The sequence below is a fragment of the Sphingomonas tagetis genome (assembly GCF_024211275.1).
Taxonomy (GTDB): Bacteria; Pseudomonadota; Alphaproteobacteria; order Sphingomonadales; family Sphingomonadaceae; genus Sphingomonas; species Sphingomonas tagetis.
Genome location: NZ_JAMLDX010000050.1, coordinates 1 through 1,232 on the forward strand (window position 1 = coordinate 1; position 1,232 = coordinate 1,232).

The window sequence follows — 1,232 nt, forward strand, 5'->3', positions numbered from 1 at the left end:
GAGTCATCGTGTAATTTGTGGCTGCTTCCTCGGGCCGGCTGAGCGGCGCACCTTCTGGTTGTCGGATCTGAAGGAAGGAAGCAGCCATGAAGCACTATGCCGGAATAGACCTGTCGATGGAAACGTCGCACGTCTGCGTTGTCGACGCCGAAGGGCGCAAGGTCGCGGCGCAAGGCGTGGACAGCACGCCGGAAGCGATCGCCGCGATGCTTGAACGCCATGGGCCGGTGGAACGCGTGGTGATCGAGACCGGCCGGATGACGCCATGGGTCGCGCGAGGCCTGCACGAGCTGGGTGTGGCGGTCGTGTGCATCGATGCCCGCCAAGCGCACCAGAGCCTCAAGGCGATGAAAGCGAACAAGACCGATCCGCATGACGCTGCCGGGCTCGCGCAGCTGGCGCGCACCGGCTTCTACAAGGAGGTGCACGTCAAGTCGCCGACGTCGCACGGTGTGCGCTCGGTGATCACCGCCCGCGCGCACTTGGTTGAAGCGCGTGTCAGGCTCGACAACACTATCCGCGGCCTCTGCGCCACCTTCGGGATCAGGCCGGGAGCTGGCCAGGGCGAGCGGTTCCTCGCGCGCGTGCAGGCCGCCGTCGCCATCCCGGGCCTTGGTGAGGCGGTGGCCTCGCTGCTCCGGGCGCGGACCGGCCTGGTCGACGAGATCCGCCAGATGGACCGCGAACTCAAGGCGATCAGCACCGCCTCTCCGGCTTGTCAGGCCCTGATGAGCATCCCGGGCGTGGGCGTGCAAACCTCGGCTGCGTTCGCCGCTGCCGTCGATGAGGCGGGCAGGTTCAAGCGGTCCCGAACGGCGGGCGCCTACTTCGGCCTCGTCCCGCGTCGGCACCAGTCGGGCGAGCTTGACTGGACGGGGCGGATCACCAAGCAGGGCGACAGCACCGTCCGCAAGCTCCTCTACGAGGCAGCGAACTCGATCCTGACCCGCACGCGGCAGACCTTCGCGCTGAAGACCTGGGCGCTCAAGATCGCCAAGCGGCGCGGCCTCAAGAAAGCCCGGGTCGCGCTCGCCCGCCGCCTCGCCGTCATCATGCACGCCATGTTGCGCGACGGCACCTTGTTCGAGGCCTGAAATGAGGTAAGCTCCCTTCGCCAGCGGTGAGGCGTTCCAGCTGACCCGATGGCGGTGTCCCGCGAGGGAACGCAGGGACGGACGATCTGCGAAGGTTATCAGATGGGCTGCCAAGCCCGCTTCGAGTCAATGCAACGT

1 protein-coding gene is annotated in these 1,232 nt (G+C 67.1%); it reads left to right on the top strand.

Annotation, left to right across the window (positions count from 1 at the left end; all coding sequences use genetic code 11):
- The first annotated feature begins 86 nt into the window (after positions 1 to 86).
- Positions 87 to 1,094, top strand: a complete 1,008-nt coding sequence (locus M9978_RS22945) for an IS110 family RNA-guided transposase (RefSeq protein ID WP_254297487.1) — start codon at positions 87 to 89, stop codon at positions 1,092 to 1,094.
- Positions 1,095 to 1,232 lie beyond the last annotated feature (138 nt).